Annotated in this window: 14 protein-coding genes, 2 tRNA genes and 1 pseudogene; 10 read left to right on the forward strand and 7 right to left on the reverse strand. The window is 48.6% G+C overall.

The features are described 5' to 3' along the window. The first annotated feature begins 1 nt into the window (after window position 1). Complete coding sequence (locus tag HS1genome_RS00335; protein WP_126449011.1) at window positions 2–799, forward strand: MBL fold metallo-hydrolase; 798 nt, start codon at window positions 2–4, stop codon at window positions 797–799. A gap of 45 nt (window positions 800–844) precedes the next feature. Continuing rightward, window positions 845–918, forward strand: a tRNA-Ala gene (locus HS1genome_RS00340). Between the two features lie 908 nt (window positions 919–1,826). Here the strand turns inward: HS1genome_RS00340 and HS1genome_RS00345 are convergent. The 3 genes and pseudogenes from HS1genome_RS00345 to HS1genome_RS12380 all read right to left on the reverse strand — a co-directional run. Beyond that, window positions 1,827–2,729, reverse strand: a complete 903-nt coding sequence (locus HS1genome_RS00345; RefSeq protein WP_126449012.1) for a pirin family protein — start codon at window positions 2,727–2,729, stop codon at window positions 1,827–1,829. 425 nt (window positions 2,730–3,154) lie between these two features. After that, window positions 3,155–3,229 (reverse strand) — tRNA-Gly (locus tag HS1genome_RS00350). A gap of 178 nt (window positions 3,230–3,407) precedes the next feature. Continuing rightward, window positions 3,408–3,625: pseudogene (locus tag HS1genome_RS12380) on the reverse strand (RNA-guided endonuclease InsQ/TnpB family protein); the annotation flags it as partial. A gap of 242 nt (window positions 3,626–3,867) precedes the next feature. Here HS1genome_RS12380 and HS1genome_RS00355 point away from each other — a divergent pair. After that, window positions 3,868–4,836, forward strand: coding sequence for an Lrp/AsnC family transcriptional regulator (locus tag HS1genome_RS00355; RefSeq protein WP_126449013.1), 969 nt, complete (start codon window positions 3,868–3,870; stop codon window positions 4,834–4,836). Here the strand turns inward: HS1genome_RS00355 and pheA are convergent. Then, a complete protein-coding gene (gene pheA / locus HS1genome_RS00360) occupies window positions 4,833–5,684 on the reverse strand; it encodes a prephenate dehydratase (RefSeq protein WP_229768032.1) in 852 nt (283 codons plus the stop codon). The genes HS1genome_RS00355 and pheA overlap by 4 nt on opposite strands. 30 nt (window positions 5,685–5,714) lie before the next feature. On the opposite strand from pheA, the gene HS1genome_RS00365 reads away from it, so the two are divergent. Continuing rightward, a complete protein-coding gene (locus HS1genome_RS00365) occupies window positions 5,715–6,212 on the forward strand; it encodes an HIT family protein (RefSeq protein ID WP_126449014.1) in 498 nt (165 codons plus the stop codon). A 6-nt stretch (window positions 6,213–6,218) separates the two neighbouring features. Then, window positions 6,219–7,463, forward strand: a complete 1,245-nt coding sequence (ilvA, locus tag HS1genome_RS00370; RefSeq protein WP_126449015.1) for a threonine ammonia-lyase — start codon at window positions 6,219–6,221, stop codon at window positions 7,461–7,463. Between the two features lie 2 nt (window positions 7,464–7,465). Here ilvA and map read toward each other — a convergent pair whose 3' ends face one another. Further along, entirely contained in the window at window positions 7,466–8,371 is a 906-nt protein-coding gene (map, locus tag HS1genome_RS00375; protein WP_126449016.1) for a type II methionyl aminopeptidase, read from the reverse strand. Window positions 8,372–8,425: 54 nt separating this feature from the next. On the opposite strand from map, the gene HS1genome_RS00380 reads away from it, so the two are divergent. From HS1genome_RS00380 to pheT, 3 genes are read left to right on the forward strand one after another with little or no spacing between them, the layout of a single operon-like run. Continuing rightward, on the forward strand, window positions 8,426–9,106 hold the full coding sequence (locus HS1genome_RS00380) for a metal-dependent hydrolase (protein WP_126449017.1): 681 nt from the start codon (window positions 8,426–8,428) through the stop codon (window positions 9,104–9,106). Between the two features lie 7 nt (window positions 9,107–9,113). Further along, the gene (gene pheS, locus HS1genome_RS00385) at window positions 9,114–10,514 is read left to right on the forward strand and encodes a phenylalanine--tRNA ligase subunit alpha (protein WP_126449018.1); all 1,401 of its coding nucleotides are present in this window, start codon (window positions 9,114–9,116) and stop codon (window positions 10,512–10,514) included. Continuing rightward, window positions 10,508–12,139 (forward strand): phenylalanine--tRNA ligase subunit beta, encoded by a 1,632-nt coding sequence (gene pheT / locus HS1genome_RS00390; protein WP_126449019.1) that lies wholly within the window; start codon window positions 10,508–10,510, stop codon window positions 12,137–12,139. The genes pheS and pheT overlap by 7 nt, the downstream gene beginning before the upstream one ends. On the opposite strand, the gene HS1genome_RS00395 is transcribed toward pheT, so the two are convergent. Together HS1genome_RS00395 and HS1genome_RS00400 are read right to left on the reverse strand one after the other, a co-directional pair. After that, the gene (locus HS1genome_RS00395) at window positions 12,126–12,752 is read right to left on the reverse strand and encodes a hypothetical protein (protein WP_126449020.1); all 627 of its coding nucleotides are present in this window, start codon (window positions 12,750–12,752) and stop codon (window positions 12,126–12,128) included. The two genes, pheT and HS1genome_RS00395, sit on opposite strands and share 14 nt — an antisense overlap. Before the next feature lie 249 nt (window positions 12,753–13,001). Further along, window positions 13,002–14,804: a ribosome biogenesis/translation initiation ATPase RLI gene (locus HS1genome_RS00400; protein WP_126449021.1), complete on the reverse strand. Its 1,803-nt coding sequence runs from the start codon at window positions 14,802–14,804 to the stop codon at window positions 13,002–13,004. Between the two features lie 419 nt (window positions 14,805–15,223). Between HS1genome_RS00400 and HS1genome_RS00405 the strand changes: the two genes are divergently transcribed. Both HS1genome_RS00405 and HS1genome_RS00410 read left to right on the forward strand, forming a co-directional pair. Next, complete coding sequence (locus tag HS1genome_RS00405) at window positions 15,224–15,463, forward strand: hypothetical protein (protein WP_126449022.1); 240 nt, start codon at window positions 15,224–15,226, stop codon at window positions 15,461–15,463. Between the two features lie 42 nt (window positions 15,464–15,505). Further along, window positions 15,506–17,014, forward strand: coding sequence for a B12-binding domain-containing radical SAM protein (locus HS1genome_RS00410; RefSeq protein WP_229768031.1), 1,509 nt, complete (start codon window positions 15,506–15,508; stop codon window positions 17,012–17,014). The last annotated feature ends 57 nt before the right edge of the window (window positions 17,015–17,071 follow it).

Consider the following 17,071-nt stretch of genomic DNA (forward strand, 5'->3'; position numbering starts at 1 on the left):
CTTGAAACTGACAAGAGACGTAGAGGTCGTTCCAGGAAGTCCAAACACCCTCATATATCAAGGGAGGATCGTAGTGGACCTAGGGGGGAGAAACGCTGAGCTGAATCTGAGCGCCGAGTGGTACCTCTGCACCCATGGACATGCCGATCACATAGCGGGGCTGAAGAGAAATGGACTTAAGTATCTCCCTTCAAAGGACATGTGGGCTTTATCGAAGGCAGGAAGGAGGTCCATGGTTTATGGCTTCTCGTCCAAGGATAGCCAGCTGTTCTCTTACGATCTACCTCATGGAGACATAGAAGCACAAATAACGGACGTAGAGGTGGAGAAGGTGCCTCTACCTGGACACACTCCAGGACATACGGCCTACGTGCTGGGTAGTGTAGCCTACTTAGGCGATTCAGTTTTCGGCCAGAGAGTTCTTGAATCTTTCGTTTTCCCTTTCCACGGCGACTTCTGGCAGGCTCTCGAATCGCTTAACTTAGCGGAGGAGCTAGTCAGAGGAACAGAAGGAGCAGTAATAGCTCACGGTCCCCTACAAACTGCACCAACCAAAGTCCTCGACCTAATAAGAGTGAATAGGGAGTACATGAACAAGTTAGTCCTGAAAGTGAAGGACCTAATTGCATCCAAGCCTCAGACAGCCGAAGAGTTGGTGGTGAAAGTGATGAAGGAAAGCGAAAGAGAACCGAGCCCCACGGCCGTTCTTCTCAACTCAGTTACCGCAAAGTCAATATTGGTGGGGCTAGGCGCAGAGCCAAAGGTTACTGAGAGGGGCATAGAGTGGGCTCTGAAATAGAAACACGAAATGCTTAAAACCAATTGAAGCGAGGGAAGATTCCGAGGGCCGGTAGCTCAGCCTGGAAGAGTGCTCGGTTGGCATCCGAGAGGTCCCGGGTTCAAATCCCGGCCGGTCCATTGCGCTAGTGGGCCCGTGATATTCTTACCAACCTAACAGCTCGTCTAAGAGGTAGCTAAAGGTAAAACCTCTCTTACTTATCCCTTGTTTCATTCTCCATTATAAGGCTCCATTATAAGGACGTAAGACTCTCCCATCTCCGATTGTATAATATATCTCCTTTAGAGAAAGGACTTCACTGTCTTCAGCGACACACTGGTCCCAATCTGGCTTCCTTTCCGCCCTGTAAGGGCGAGAGTTCCATTCTATGAGTTCGTCCTTCTCACCGTCGGTTCGGGATTACATCTCTCATTTGGTGGGCAGTTGGGGGCGTCAGACCGACCCTCACGAAAGGAGAGTCCCCATCGAACACCTCTGGATCCTTCGAAAGTAAAGAATGCTATCGATGCCCCCTAATTACGACGGAGAACTACAGCCTCTTCGGTTAAGGGTCAGACTGCGCCGAGGTCAGGGAGAGGGATTCTTTGCCTGAAGGACGGAGGGCTTAAGCTTCATGAAGATAGTTGTTGAGTAGTATACGAGGTATAGCTTCGCGAACCATGGTTTCAACTGAGGTGTCCTCCGTGGTACTCACACCACGGGTGACTGTAATGGGCACAGCCCACGACAAGGGGGGACACTTGCTTTCCGGAGGAGAGACATTCACGGGAGGATATTTCTAAGCAGTGAACTACCCCTCCCTCACGAAGCGTCCTCTCCACGAGTCCCGCTTCTCGGAGTGACCTCAATCTCCGTTGGTAGGAGAGGTTCCAATGTAACCGTTTTGTGAGCTGTATGGAAGGGAGATCACAGAGGGTCGCTTTTACAGGCGCGAGTTCCCCCAGCGCCTAGGATACGACCCAGCTCCTATGGCCTAGGTCTAGATCAGTGCTTCGTAATTGCTGAGTCTCAAGGCCTCCTGACTCCATCATTCCACAATGGGATGTTTCTCTCTTACGAAAGTACCTCTCCTAAGGTCGGCCAAGGCCTCAACTATCTGTTCTTCGGTATTCATTACAATGGGACCATACCAATATACGGGCTCATTTAGAGGCCTCCCAGAGAGTAGGATAAAATGAACGCCCTTCTCCGTACTCACACGCACTTCGTCACCATCTTCATAGATGACTAGATATCCATCGGGTATAGAGGTCTTCGAAGAAGGATCGAACTTCCCCTTTCCTTCAACTATATATACTAAAACCGTATATCCACGCTTCACTTTGAATGAAGCTTCTGACTCAGGCCTCAATTTCACTTCCAAGTACGTGGGATCTACTGCGACCCCAGCTTTAACTGGCCCCTCTACACCCATGGCCTCCCCTGCCACTACAGTGACCTCACCTCCATCAAACTCTACCTTAGGAGCATGATTTCTTCTAACGTCTCTATACACTGGGGTAGTCATTTTCTTAGTTGCTGGAAGATTTATCCACAACTGTAATCCTTTAACTGTTGTATTCATAACTGAGGTCTGCAGTAAACCCCTATCGCCCTCAGAGATGGGTTTAGGCATCTCCTGATGAAATATTCCGCTTCCTGCCGTCATCCACTGAAGGTCTCCTGGGTATAGGACACCCTTGTTCCCTTCACTATCCTCATGTTCGACTTTACCCTCCATCAGATAAGTCACAGTCTCTATTCCCCTGTGAGGGTGCCATGGAAATCCGGCCTCATATTCCCTAGGATCATTTGAACCGAAGAAATCGAGTAAGAGAAAAGGATCAGTAAGACTGACAGTGTCCATCCCGCCAAAGACCCTGTACAGTTTGACACCGGCACCATCCATAGTGTGTCGACCTTGAATCGCTCCAGATATTCTTCTAATCAAGCTCGGATCACAGAAATGTCATTGACTTGGTCAAATAAAAAGATTCACGTACTTGGTCGTTTTAATGTTATGTCTAAATTCCGTTACTCTTAGCCCATAAATAGGATCAGACAAGGAAAATCAGCGTAAGCACCTCAATGGTTTTCCTGAGGACTTCTAGTGGAATCCTCCATTTACATATAGAGAATCCCTCTACCCACTTCTAAGGTCTTCAACACGTGAAGTAGTCTCAGCTTGTTCGCCAGCCTCTTCAAGATCCTGTGCTTCTGTTCGCCGTTCAGCCTCTCTACATCGATTAAGTGTAGTCACCTGTCACACCTATTAGAATGCGATGCTGTTCAAAAATAAGGACTGTTATTACATTTACGCCTTTACATGGAACCTTTACATGGAAAAGGTATCTCTTTCAATTTGCTAAGAAATAGTGCGACCGCCGGGATTCGAACCCGGGACCTCTGGCTTGGGAGGCCAGCGTCCTAACCAGGCTAGACGACGGCCGCATCACCTTTCTCTAAAATTGAGGCTTTAACTTTAACGCCTATCCATACTCCAGGGTAGAGGTCTTCCACCTTTGAAGCCTAAATTTAAGATAATCGTGGGTGAAGTTGCCCTTCCTCGATTGGATGCGACGAGAATTCTCTTAACATCCCGTTTGTGGTATAGTCGTGAGTGAACTAACCCCACCCTCATGGACGGGACATCCCCACCTCGCAATAGAGATTTCCTGTTTCTTACAGGAAACTTGCTTTACACTCCCTCGGAAAAGGGAATGTGCAGCAGAGGTTCCCTGTCCGCAGGCTCTAAGGGTAGTCCAGACCCAGCACAGACGTTCAGAGAAGCGTTATAATCCATAGATCTATAGTCCAACCTCATTTAGGACAGGTGAAGATCCGCCAGCTAAAGTCGACTCCTCTTTTGTACATAAATTTAGCACAAGGTCTCTCTAGGAGGACGATTTAGACTCAAACGTTCATGAAGCGATTATTTCACCCTGAGAACCGTCACCTCTCGATATCTATAAGGGGTCGAGATGAATAACCGTTCTTAGTTAAGGGAAGGTTACCGACCTCCTCTAACCTTAAGGACGGTTATCAGGTTTGATCGAAGCATTAAAACTGGCAATCTAAATAGTTACGTTATGCCAGTGTTGGAGAAGTCGGATGTAGATCTGTTGATGGAGCTCCAGTACCACTTTCCACTTTCGGAGACTCCGTTCGCCGAAGTGGCCCATCGACTTGGCATCAAGGAAGAAGACGTGCTGAACAGAGCAAGGATTCTAGTGGGACGAAACGTCTTGAAGAGAATTGGTATGTATGTCAGCTTCAGGGCGAAGGGAATGGAGGGAGCGTTGGTAGGAGCGTCTATCCCTCCACACAATGTGGAGTCCTTCAGAAGGACGGCCCTTGGCGTGAGAGAGATCACCCACAACTTCGTCAGAACTCACCCGCAGTTCAATATATGGTTTGTAATAAAGGAACCTACTAGGAGGGAATTGGAGGAGAAAGTGAAAGAGCTGATGAATAGGACAGAGAGTAGGAACTATATAATTCTATATTCTAAGAAGACCTTGAAGTTGAGTGTAAAGTATGACCTACGAAGGGGGGTGTCATGGAGCGAGCCAGAAGTGATAGAGGAGAGAATCCCTACCTTCGACCAGCTTGGACTGGATCAGTCGCTAGGTAAAGCTCTCTCATCACCCCTACCGATCGTTGAGAGACCGTTCTCACAAATAGCCTCCCAGTTCGGATACTCCGAACAAGAGTTGATAGATCTAGTTAAGGAGTTGAGGGAAAAGAAGGTGGTGAAGGACTACGGTGGAACTGTAAACGGTGAGAAGGCCGGAATCACAGAAAATGCTATGGTCCTCATAAGTTCCGATAATGTTGAAAAATCCTGTGATGCGTTAGCAAGGAATGTGGGAGAAGCTACACATGTCGTGCTCAGGGAAGCGGACAAACGTTGGGACTACTTATGCTACTGCATGCTTCACGGAAGCAGTAGGGCCGTAATTGATGGGGTAGTAGGAAAAGTAGTGGAGCTCACTTCTGCGTCATCCTACATGGAACTGTTCAGCCTCGACAACCTTAAGCCAGGGATCGTAGTTTAAGGGTTGCTCACCCCGCGTTTAGGGTAGCTACCCTTTAACCAAAGTTCCGACGTCAAAGACCTAGCCTCCTCTATAGAGGAGGAGATCATGGGATCCTGGATTCCTCCTTCTAACTCCAAGTAGAAATAGTACTTCCACGGGGAGGTCTTGAGTGGCCTAGAGTATATCATTGTTAGGTTAACATCCCTCTCTGCGAATGCCTTCAGCGCAGTGAAAAGAGAACCGGGCCTATGAGGAACCGTGAATAGGATGGTTGTCTTGTCTCCTTGGTAGGAGGGTTTAGTGGAGACGAGGAAGAACCTCGTCATGTTGACGTGGTCTTGAACTCCTTCCGTCAGGACCTTAAGCCCGTAGAGCTCAGCAGCCAGCTTGGAGCAAAGAGCCGCCGCACCTGGGGTTACTGAGGCCGTCTGGGCTGCTTTGGAAGTGCTTTCCACTACCTCCATCTCTTTCAATCCGTGTCTCTCCAAAAAGCCGGCCGCCTCCTTGAGGGCATGGGGATGGGAGTAAACCTTCCTAACCTGAGATATTCCACTTACGGTGGGGTTTACTGCCAACACTAACTCGATTTCCTTTTCTACCTCAGCGTTGACGTATATCTCCTTATGCTGGAATAAGTTATCCAAGGTCTCGTTCACTGGTCCTTCTATACTATTCTCAACCGGAACAACCGCAGCTCCACCTTTCAATGCCGACGAGAAGGCTTCGGTTATCGTTCTGACCGGAACTGGACGCCCCTGAAAGAGCGAGGCTACCTCGTGAGAGTAGCTACCCTCAGGGCCTAGGAAGTAAATTCCATGTGGGTCACGTCCTAACCAGTTGAGCAGCTTAAAAGGTTTAACGGACAAGTATAATATTCCCCCGAAGGGGCATAACTCATGGATTTACTTTGGTCTCCTTGGAGGTTACAGTACGTCTCCTCATCTAAACACGAGGGTTGTGTGTTCTGTGAAGCCCCGAAGCACGAGGATAGAAACGGACAGATACTCTTTAGGGGCAAGGTCTCCTACATCATAATGAACGCATTCCCTTACAACACTGGACACGTAATGGTGGTTCCCTTCAGACACGTCCCTAGCTTAGAGCTACTCACAGAGGAGGAGGCAATAGAGGTGCATAGGAACGTAGCAAGGTCGCTTAGAGCGATCAGAAAGGTTTACAAGCCAGATGGATTCAACGTTGGCGTCAACATAGGTTCGGCGGCGGGAGCTGGAGTGGCAGGCCACGTTCACGTTCACATAGTCCCCAGGTGGGTGGGGGACTCAAACTTTATGGCCATACTATCAAACACTAAGGTGTTGCCCGAGATGCTTAATGACACATATTCTAGGCTCAGGCCAGCCTTGGAGGCCGATGAGGAGGCTCTCGATCACTGATTGGAGATGAGAGCAGGGTTGACTGAGGCGTTAAGCTCGGCGAGCCTGGAACAACTATACACTAAGGTCCTTAGAGCGAAGGAGAGAGTAGCCCCCTATGTGCACGAGACCCCTCTGGACTACTCCAAGACGTTCTCTGACGCGACTGGCTCCGAGCTCTACCTGAAGCTGGAGAACCTTCAAAAGACAGGCTCTTTCAAGGTCAGAGGGGCCTTCAACAAACTCCTCACCATGGACGAGAAGGCCAGAGAGAGGGGGGTAGTGGCTGTTTCGGCCGGTAACCACGCACAGGGAGTGGCGTTCGCTGCGAGGAGTCTCAATGTAAAGTCCGTGATAGTAATGCCCGAGACTGCCCCAGCCTCGAAGTACTTGGCGACTAAGGGCTACGGAGCTGAGGTCGTCCTATACGGGAAGTATATACACGAGAGCATGAAGAAGGCTGAGGAGATAATTATGAAGAGTGGGGCCACTTTAGTTCACCCTTACGATGACGTAGAAATAGTAGTAGGACAGGGAACTCTTGGCCTAGAGTTAGTTCGGGTAATGCCAGAGATCGTTGTAGTTCCAATAGGCGGGGGAGGTCTCATATCTGGAATAACAATTGCGCTCAAGGCTAGGAACCCAGCGATAAAAGTGGTCGGAGTGCAGAGCAGCGCCTCTCCCTCCATGAAGGTATCAAAGGAGCTTGGCACGCTAACTGAGGTGGAGCCCTCCTTCTCCATAGCAGACGGCATCCTAGTCAAGTCTCCTTCTCACTTAACGTTCTCAGTGATCAAGGAGCTGGTGGATGAGATCGTGGTGGTGGAGGATGAGGAGATAGCCGAGGCTATGTTCCTCCTACTGGAAAGGAACAAGACATTAGCTGAGGGGGCAGGGGCGGCCTCCTTAGCTGCACTGTTAAGCGAGAAAGTCAAGGTAAGGGGGAAGAGAGTTGTAGCAGTGATTTCTGGTGGAAACGTTGACCTCACCTTGCTCACCAACATCGTGGAGAACGTACTACACAGAATGAGGAGGGTAGTGAGGATAAAGCTGAAGGTCCCAGACAAACCAGGCTACCTCAATAGAATACTCAGCTACGTGGCGGAGGTGAGGGGAAACGTAATTGACGTGGTTCATGATAGGATGAGCGCTGAGGTCAGACCAGGCTACACCTTGATATACGTTACTTTCGAGCTAGCTAATCCTCAAATAGTGAGGCAGTTCCTCTCGAACCTGTTAAAGGAGGGTATTGAAGCCAAGGTTATGGAGTGAACCTAAGGGGAGAGTTCAGTCACTACAATCACTCCATTCTGCTGAACTAAGACTGTGTGTTCGAATTGTGCTACAGTGCCCATCCTAGTCTCCAGCAACACAGGGTAACCATTCAGGACACCCTTCTTCCAGAGCGACTTGATGGTCGCCCGGAGCTTCTCAACCTCCATAACATCAACTAACCACCTTTCAGTGAAGGGAAGTGTCCTGAACCTCTGCTCGATCACTTCTATCAGGAACCTCTCCTCCTCTGTCAAAACCTTGTTTCTGACTCCCCTGAATGAAAAAATGGTAACCTCCTTACCTTCCCTCACAGAGCCCTCCCCATCTGTACCGAAGGGCTCTATAGCGTAAGTCTCCCCAGGCCTGATGGGCCCAAGGCCTCGCTCGAAGACGTTAGGGACGAAGGCACCAGCGTGCAGTTCGTAACGCCTTATGAGGTGACCTCCCAAGTTCCTTATGGGTTTGAAACCCGCGACTTTAAGTGTCCTCTCAATTACTCTTCCAACTTCACCTAGATCTCTACCGGCCCTAAAGGTGGAAATTGCCGCTTTCAACGAGTCTCGCGTAGCCTCCAAAAGCTTAGAAAACCTATCATCTAAGGACACGGTTACTGCGGTATCCGTAACGTATCCGTCTATATGGGCACCGACGTCAACTTTAACCACCGCCCCTTCAGGTATGGTTTTCTGATCTCCTATTAACGGTGTATAGTGGGCCGCCTCGTAATTTACAGACACATTGCAGGGGAACGATGGCATGGCTCCGGCCTGGAAGATCTCCTTCTCTGCAGCATCACACACGTCTAAGACCTTGGCCCCAGCCCTGACCGCCTTAGCTCCCGCTTCCCTGGCCTTGGCGGCTATCTTGCCAGCTTTAAGGAGAAGTTCCACTTCCTCGTCAGTCATATTCCCTTACCATCATAGGAATAGAGTTAAAAAACGACTCGTAAATTAGCATCCATGGTGACACTTCGCTGGTTCGGGCATGCGGCGATTGAGTTGAATTTCGGAGGGAAGAAGGTCATAATAGACCCATTAATTAAGGATAATCCCAAGAGCCCAGCTAAATTAGAGGAAGTAATAGGGAAATATGACGTAGTGGCAGTAACTCACGACCACCCCGACCACCTCGGGGATGCCGTGGAGATCCTTAAGGGCGGGAGGGGTCACTTCTTTGCCAATTTCGATCTCAGCGTATACGTGAACCAGACGATGGGGTTACCGATAGAGAAGGTGATTCAAGCTAACGTGGGAGGATACATAAACGTGGATGGACTGAGACTGGCCCTCACCAAGGCCGTGCACAGTAGCGAACATGGAGATCCGACGGGCGTGGTAGTCTCGGGAGAAGGAGTTACGGTGTACCACGCTGGAGATACAGGTCTCTTCGGAGATATGAGGCTAATCGGGGAAGTGTTCAAGCCCGACTATGTTCTACTCCCCATAGGAGGTAGGTTCACCATGGATCCAGAACAGGCCTCCTTGGCTGTGGAGATGCTGAGGCCTAAGAAGGCGGCGATCCCGATCCATTACAATACATGGCCCCTAATCCAAGTGGACGAGACCCAATTCGTGAAACTCAACCAAACCAAGGGATTCAAGACTATAATACCCAAGGTTGGTGAGCAAATCCAGTTGTGAGCCACAGATGCTAACTGAGCTTGAGAGACAGGTACTACGGTACCTAAAGGATCGAGGAGAAGTTGGGGCCGAAGAGCTAGAAAACGCCCTATCCCTTCCAAAGAGCACACTGATGAGTGTCCTGGAGTCCCTCAAGTCAAAGGGCTATTTAGAGCTAGAGGAGAGGATCGATAAAGTTTACGAATTAACCGAGGAAGGGAGAAGGAGGATAGAGGAAGGACTGCCAGAGGATAGGCTGGTGAACTGGTTAGCCGGGAGACCAAGAACCATAGCCGAGGTCAAGGCCTTCATGAGGGAGGACTTCGAGATCGCTTTAGGCTGGGCCAGAAGGAAAAGGTTGGTAGAAGTTAAGGATGGATTAATCGTTCCCAAAGTTGACAGGGCGAACTCAGAAGAGGCGGTGGCTCTTCATTCCCTTCCTGGAAAGCTAGCACAAGAGATCGCCTCAGTCCTGAAGTTAAGGAACCTCGTGAAAGAAAAGGAGATCAGGTCGTTAAGAGTTAGGGGACTGAAGTTTGAGGAGGATGAGAAATCGGTAACCTTCTTGACAACAGAGCTCCTAGTAGGCGGTAAATGGAGAGACGTGAAGTTCAGACCATACAACGTCGAGGCAATGCCGCCTCCATTCTACATAGGGAAGAAACACTTCTTCGTCCAATTCTTGGAACACATAAGGGACGTTCTAGTTAGCATGGGATTCACGGAAGTGAAAAGCGATTACGTGGAGCTTGAGTTCTTCAACTTCGATTTACTCTTCCAACCTCAAGACCACCCTGCCAGGGAAATCCACGACAGTCTAGCTTTACCTGGAGTTGGGAAAGTAAGTGATGCGAAGTTGCTTGAGAGAGTAAAGGAGATGCATGAGAGGAACTGGAAATACCGGTGGAGCGAGGAGGTCACATCGAGGATAATGCTAAGGAGCCAGGCTACCGCCACCACGGCCAGAACCTTGGCTTCGAGGCCGACCCCACCTGTGAGGACCTTTACAGTAGGGAAAGTCTTCAGATACGACACGATAGATGCCACACACCTACCAGAGTTCTTCCAGCTAGACGGCCTGATCGTGGAGGAGGGCTACAACTTCAGGAGGTTGCTTGGCACCCTCTCTGAGATATTCAGGAGAATTGGGATCGAAAGAGTCAGGTTCAAGCCAGCATACTTTCCATTCACCGAGCCTAGTGTGGAAGCGTATGGCTTCATGGAGGGGCTGGGGTGGGTCGAGGTGTGCGGAGCTGGACTACTTAGGGACGAGATAATGCTGGCCGCTGGAGTGCAGGGAGTGGCGGGGGCTTGGGGTATAGGACTGGACAGGTTAGCTATGATGTTCTCTGGTGTTAAGGACATCAGAGAGCTATACTCGCAAGACCTAAGGTACTTGAGGAACAGAAAGGTGAGTTGGCAATGGTAACAGTTACGTTCAACAAGTTCAGGTTATTGAGTAAGTGTGAGGTCCAAGAAGACGAGCTCGAGTCGTTACTCTTCGACCTGAAGTCTGAAGTTAAGCCAAAAGAGGGAGGACAACTAGAGGTGGAGGTCAATGCTGACAGACTGGATCTGCTCTCGTCAGATGGAATAGCTAGAGCGGTAAAAGGGCTCAAGGGGAAGGCGTTGGGAGAGGCAAGTTACAAACAGTTCTCTTCCTCTTACATCTTAGAGGTCAATGAGGTTAGGTCTAGGCCTTTCGTCGCTGCGGCTGTTCTAGAGGATGTGGTATTGGGAGAGGAGGGATTGAGAGAGCTCATACAGTTCCAAGAGAAGTTGCATACGACGATCGGAAGAAAACGGAGAAAAGTGGCAGTAGGTATTCATGACCTATCTAAGGTCGATACTAAAGTCATCAAATACAGTACACTTCCATTGGATTACAAATTCGTCCCATTAGGAGCAGGGAAACTGATGTCGTTAAGGGAAGTGCTCTCAGAGACAGAGCAGGGAAGGAATTATGGTCAAATATCGCTTTCAGAGGGAAGGTTACCTGCAATACTACAGGAAGATGGTCAAGTTCTTAGTGTCCCGCCGGTGATAAACTCTGAGAAAACTAAACTTACCGCTGAAACTGATAGGCTCCTGATAGATGTGACAGGAACCTCAGGCGAAGCGGTGGTTCAAACACTAGATATACTAGTAACCAATCTGGCGGAGGGAGGAGCCAAAATAGGTACAATTGAATTGCAAGGAGGAGTTTGGCAAAGTACGCCTGTTCTAAATCACGATGCCTTGAAGGTAGAACTGGAATATATAAGATCAGCCTCTGGCTACGAGATGGCGTGTGAACAGGTTGTTGCGTTGCTCTCTAAAGCAAGGCTCGACTCCAGCTGTGATGGCCAGACCGTCTCTGTGACTATCCCGCCCTACAGAATCGATATATTAGGTAGGGCAGACATCGTAGAAGAAGTGTTAATGGCCTACGGCTATTCTAGAGTGGACCCAATAGACTTCATAGTGACCAAGGGAGGGAGCTTACTCACTCAGACGAAATTAATTAGAGCACTTAGAGATTTGGCGGTTGGAGCTGGTTTCACAGAGGTGTTTAATTTCGTCTTAGTGGACGGAAGGGACTTCAAGGGGAACTCTGTGAAGTTAGCTAACCCAGTAACGGCAGACGTAAATAGCGTCAGAAGCTCGCTTATACCTGGCCTCCTTAAAATGCTCTCCAAGAATCAGAAGGTTGGTTTTCCTGTTAAGGTGTTCGAAATAGGAGAGGTCGTGTTAGCAGACGCTGAAAAGGAGACAGGCTACACTAACAGAACGATGATGTCATTAGCTACAATAGATAGTAAGATCAGCTATGAACAACTGCAGTCTGCTCTACACGCAATCCTCACGTCGTTGGGGGTTACTCCCTCATACACAAGATACGATAACTCATACTTCATGGAGGGAAGGGGAGCAAAGATCATAATAGACGATGAGGAGGTGGGAGTTGTGGGCGAGGTACACCCTAGGGAACTGGAGTTCTTCGGGCTAACGTTTCCAGCCATGGTTGCGGAAGTTTCGGTGGACGAACTACTTAAGTTGCTCAGGACCCCTTGACAGTCTCTCTCATTCTAAAGGACTTAGGTACTACTCTAAAGAGTAGTCTAACATGAACTGCAAGAGCGATAGTTGTAGACAGTGGAAGCGCGTAATAAGCGATTAAAAGGACTACTCCGGAGATGGGAGAGAGAAGTATTGCTGAAGAGAGTGGTGTGAAGTCTGCTATCAAAAAGGGCAGCGATATGCAGCATGATGCCCCAGTAACAACCCCTCCCACAGGAATTAGAAGGTAGTACGCAGGCATCTTTCCCCTGACCTCCATTATCCTGGTGAGGGAGGCCGTGACTAGGACTGCTATCATTAGACCCATTACTATCGAAAACGGGGATAGGTCGAGTTCAAAATATGGGGGTATTAGCAATACACCGGTGGGATTAAGAGTTAGAGAGAACACGGGTGAGAGAAGGCCAGAGAAGGGTGTCGCGCTCAGAAAGGCGTAAAAGCTAGAGGCAGGCAGATATGGCGCAACAGAGAGCGAGGATATTATCTTCTCCAATACCAAAGAGTAAACGAAGTAATGGACAATCAGATATCCGAAGAATATCCCCGCACCCAAGGCGGTGCCCAACTTACTAAGGGTCTGCCTTACTGCGGGCCTAATCAAGTTCATAATAATCAGCGTCAGAGGCACCCAAAATACTAAAGCGTCTAAGGATGTAAAGAGAAGGAGGGCACTGTAATTGAAGGCTAGTGAGGGGACAACGAGAGTGAAGATGATGCTTAGAAGAATCGACACAATAGAAACGATGATAGTATACCTTCTCACGTTCGCCCATCAGGATCTTACATAATAAAACTTTGTATGAACTAAACACCTAAGAACGAGGAATAACTAGTAGAGCCAAAAAGACTGGCATACTCATTCTCCGCTTAACTCCATGGCATAATACTCGTTACGCTCCTTCTGCAGCCTGTCCAAATAGCTCATTGGTTTATTGGCTCGAGGTCTACCAGTTTCGGCATCCCTCCTGAAGGTTATCCCGAACTCCCTGAGGAACTTGTTAAGGCCGTGTCTGAGAGGAACAGGTTCCTCCACATTACCACTAACTCCAGGCTTTCCAGAGAACACTATGATCCTGTCGGCCACGTAGTCGTGTATGGCAAGGTCGTGTTCTACTATTAAGGTGGCAGATCGCCTCTCTCGAGTTACCCTCTTTATAGCTCTGGCCATGACGTAACGCTCCTCAACGTCGATGTAGGCTGAAGGTTCGTCGAATACGTAGACGTCGGCCTCCTTAGCTAGAGTTTTAGCGATCATTAGCTTCTGGAGTTCTCCTCCACTAAGTGAGGAGACTGAGGAGTCTAGTAGCTTATGAAGGCCGAACCTCCTCACTACCTCAACATAAAACCATGACGAGGAGGAAAGCGAATCCTTGCTGGCATCCTCCATAACCTCCCTAACAGTTCTTTCAGTAAAAGGTGATATGACCTGTGGCTTATATGCCAGCCTGCTTTTTTCAGGTTCCACGATCCCTGCGTCGGCCTTAAGTTCGCCCACCAAGATCTTCACGAACGTCGTCTTTCCTATACCGTTGGGCCCTACTATCCCAACCACCTCACCTTCTCGCACTTCTCCTCGTGGTGCCGATAGGGAGAAGCCGAGAAACGATTTCTGCACACCTGACCACGAGATCTTTATAGATGTACCGGTAACCCCCTCCATCTCGGCGAGGTCCTTCATATAGAACCTTATCTCATAATCTCTCATCTTCACATTTTCACTTGGAAGGAAGCCCTTTAACATGTGGTTTATACCAGCTCTTACAGAGTAGGACTTGGAAACCCTACCATAAATCGACGGCTCTCCATACATCACGTTGACAAGGTCTGCCACATAGTCTAAGACTATCAGGTCGTGGTCAACCATAAGGACGTACTTATCCCCTAAGAGCTGTCTAAGTACTCGAGAGAGGTTAAGGCGTTCGTTTATGTCTAAGTAAGAGGAGGGTTCGTCGAATACGTAGACGTCGGCCTCCCTTAGGAGAGCTGCCCCCACCAAAAGCTTCTGCAGCTCTCCACCGCTCAAGGTCGAACTCTCCTTCTCCCACATCGACTCCATTCTCAATAAAGTCCTGATCTCGTCCAACTTTCCCCTCTCGTCAATTCTTCGGAGTAGATCCGATACCTTCCCCTTTAGTAACCTCCCTACCACCTCAACATACTGGACTTTATGGACAACTCTCAGTTCCTTATTATAGAGTTCCTTGAAGTAAGAGTGTATTTCCTTCCCCCGAAACCGCTGAAGCACCATGTCCTGTGTAGGCATGACTTCTGGATCCCCGAAGTTGGGAACGAGCTCCCCGGACAGAATCTTCAATATGGTGGTCTTGCCGGTGCCGTTCTTACCTATAATTGCAGTGATCGCTCCGCGCTTTGGGGTCGGTAATCCGAATAACTTAAAGCCATTGATGCCATACCTGTGGATCGCTTCTCCTTCTAGAGCATCGGGCAAGTTCACAATAGATATGGCGTCAAAGGGACACTTCTTCACACAAATTCCACATCCTATGCAGGTCTCCTCGTAAATAACAGGTTTGCCCTTCATGGCCTCTACTAGCTCTATCGCTTTAGTGCCGGACCTATTGACTGGACAGAAGTTAACACATTCGACCCTACACTTGTCCGGCTTACAGTCGGCGTAATTTATGACAGCTACCCTCAAAACTAGGCACCGTGCACAATCTTTCCTACTCAAAAACTAAAGGTTTAACCTTCACTCTTCCTCCCAATCTTCCTCTTCCCAATCTTCCTCTTCTTCCTCCCAATCTTCCTCTTCCCAATCTTCCTCTTCCCAATCTTCCTCCATTTACAGCACCGTGCTGAAAGCGATATAGGTATTTTTATGATTTTCCTTTATCGGATTTGGCGTTTAGGGAATAATGAATGGGCTGAAGAATAGATGACGCAAGTAGAACCCGGACTACCCGCACACCTTTGACGGTATGAATGAAAGACTGAATACCTCACTAATTCTTCCTTGTAATTGCAGACGTTAGCTTAGAACTTAACGTGAAGAGGAAGGAGTTTTCATGCCCCCTTAACCCAAAAAAGTTAAAGGAGTTGAGGAGTAGGTTTCCACCCATGAAAATCAGTAGCGTAGACTCGAAGTATCTTCTAACCGTAGGCGAAAGACAACTCCTAATAGAGGACTCTAGAAACGAAAGGGGAGAGAGACTCGTTTTAGTTTCTACAGTTTCATCTTTCACACTCCCTAACGGGGAAAAATGGACTCCCAAGGTAGAAGATGCTAAGACCGTAAAGAGGGAGGAACTTCCACCAGAATTGAAGAGAGCATTGAGAAAGTTGCTTGCCCTTTCATAAGTATTCTTTTTATTTTGGATCAAGATCTAAGGTGAGAACGTCATGGTGTCCTTCGACTTCGTTATAACGACCGACAGATGTCTCATGACTAACCACCACCACAAAGAGTTCCTCGGATTCCTAGGCACAGGGCCTGCCATTGGACTGCCAGAGAAGGTATGGAAGTGGTTAGCTTGCCCTAAGATAGGTACGGACTCGCTGGGAAGACCTAATGAGGCTCCATACGGACTCAGGAAGATAGAGGCAAAACTTCTCGACGAGGGGTTCAACGCGGCCATAATAGATCCAGATGCCATTGATAAGTACCTCCCCACTGCCAAGGCCTTGATGTTTTCTCACCACGATTACTTCGCGTTCGGTCCTCCATCTTCGACGTGGTGGGGGATAACTAAGAAGGAACCCATAAACTACAAGAGTTTTCAGGAACTCATAAACAGGCCTTCCATAGCTCAAGCTAAATCGAGAGGAATGAAGGTAATAGTAGGTGGCCCATCAACTTGGCAGTGGCTCTGGAGGGAGGACATGATAGAGAAGGTAGGAGTAGACACCCTCTTCGATGGAGAAGGGGAGAGGCTAATAGTGAAGATAGCACAGTCGATAATAGATGGAGAGCCTTTGCCTAAGTATATGTATGTTGACGCTGAGGACTCTCCGTCTCTAGAGGAGATACCAGAGATTAAGGGTGCCAGCGTGAATGGCTTAATTGAAGTAATGAGAGGTTGCCCTAGGTACTGCAGGTTCTGCTCTGTAACATTGAGGCAAGTGAGATACTACCCCTTGGAAAAAATTGAGAAAGAGCTGCAGGTGAACGTCAAGGCGGGAATAAGGGATGGAGTAATTCATAGTGACGATATGCTCTTCTACGGAGCGGTGGGTATATTTCCAAGACCAGAACCACTTATAAAATTACACCGGTTGATTAAAAGGTACTATAAGTCTATTGCGTGGAGCCACGCTAGCCTAGCCGCCATCAGATACTCTGAGGAGAAGTATGGGCTCATGAGCAAGTTATCGGAGATCATAATAGACGATAATCAGCGCTACTTGGGTGTAGAAGTGGGGGTGGAGACTGGATCTCCACGGCTGGCCAAGGAGATAATGCCTGCCAAATCCTCTCCATACAAGCCAGAGGAGTATCCCGAAACGGTTGAAGAAGCATTCAAGATAATGCATGAGCACGCTGTAATCCCCGCCGGAACCATGATAATCGGTCTGCCAGAGGAGAAGGAAGAGGATGTCATAAGGACTATTGAAATGGTGGATAACCTGAGGCCCTATAGGAGCATACTAGTTCCAATGTTCTTTGTTCCCATGGGTATGTTCAAGAATAAGGACTGGTTCACAAGAATAAAACTGAACGATAGCCACATAGAGCTTTACAGGAAAGTGTTTTGGCATGACGTTTATTGGGCTGAGGACATAATCGACAAGTTCTACATGCAAGGGCCCCTATATTATCCAGTTAGGCTCGGACTGAAGTTGTTCCTGAAGAACGCCAAGTCTAGAATGAGGAAAGTTGAGGCCTGGCTCGAAGGCCAATTGAAGAAGTGAACCATTTTTAAATGATAGAAGCAACGACCGAAAAGGTTTATATTCGGCACATGCAGA

Origin of the sequence: Sulfodiicoccus acidiphilus, from assembly GCF_003967175.1 — an archaeon.
Taxonomy (GTDB): Archaea; Thermoproteota; Thermoprotei_A; order Sulfolobales; family Sulfolobaceae; genus Sulfodiicoccus; species Sulfodiicoccus acidiphilus.